Raw genomic sequence first — 1,117 nt, forward strand, 5'->3', positions numbered from 1 at the left:
GTACCACACCCAGCCCGGCCTGGGCGAAACGTTCCGCCGCCGCCAGGCCGACCCCGCTGGCACCACCGGTCACAACGGCCAGACCGCCTGTTTCTATTGCTTTGGCATACATCGGTCTTCCTCCCTGATATGGCCGCGCGGGCCCTGCCCGGCGGTGTTGGCAGCAAAGGTAGGGGGAAATGCGGCTTTGGCCGTGCCTGATCCTCCGGATGATCTGCCTGATCCTCCGAAGCGCCGTGATTTGCGGTTCTGCCGCCGCCGCCGCCAGCCTATAGTCGGGCAGCAGAGGAGGAGCGCCCATGGTGCCGCAGGATCTGATCGAAGAGGTTGCCGCCTTTGTCCGCGAAAGAGGCGCGCCGGAAGACGGTTGCGAAACCGGGGTCGGCGGGCTGTTTGCCTTTTGCCGCGAGAACCCGACCGTATTTCAGGCGATGGTCTATGAACCGGTCATGTGCCTGGTGCTGCAAGGCGCCAAGGAGGCGCAGCTGGAGGACCGCACGATCCGTTACAGCGCGGGCATGTCGCTGATCGTCAGCCATGCGCTGCCGGTGATGGCGGGTGTCATCGATGCCTCGCCCGGGCGTCCCTATGTGTCGCTGGCGCTGCGGCTGGACCTGGCCACCGCGCGCAGCCTTTATGACGAGGTCGGCGCCGCGGAGGGGCAGGAACCGGCGTCGCATTCAATGAGCGTGGCAGACAGCGATGCGGCGCTGATTGACGCAATCGGGCGGTTGTTCCGCCTGTCGCAGAACCCGGTCGAGGTCCAGGCACTGGCACCCCTGGTGCTGAAGGAGATCCATTTCCGTCTGCTGCGCGCCCAGCACGGCGGCATGCTGCGGCAGCTGTTATTGCACGAAAGTCCGGCCAGCCGGATTTCCAAGGCGATTGCGATGATCCGGAACCGGTACAAGGCCCAGCTGCCGGTGGCGGATCTGGCTGCCGCGGCGGGCATGAGCCAGTCCACCTTTCATGAGCATTTCAAAACCCTGACATCGACCACGCCGCTGCAGTACCAAAAGGAGCTGCGCCTGATGGAGGCCCGCCGCCTACTGATCAGCGGCGGCACTTCGGTCGCGGCGGCGGCTTATGACGTGGGTTATGAAAGCCCGACACAGTT

At 65.1% G+C, this 1,117-nt stretch carries 1 protein-coding gene; it reads left to right on the forward strand.

All coding sequences use genetic code 11. The features are described 5' to 3' along the window. Nucleotides 1-299: 299 nt before the first annotated feature. Nucleotides 300-1,117, forward strand: an 818-nt coding sequence (locus A2I95_RS41060; protein WP_291738034.1) for an AraC family transcriptional regulator, incomplete at its 3' end; no start/stop codon positions are given.

The organism is Leisingera sp. F5, from assembly GCF_001593695.1.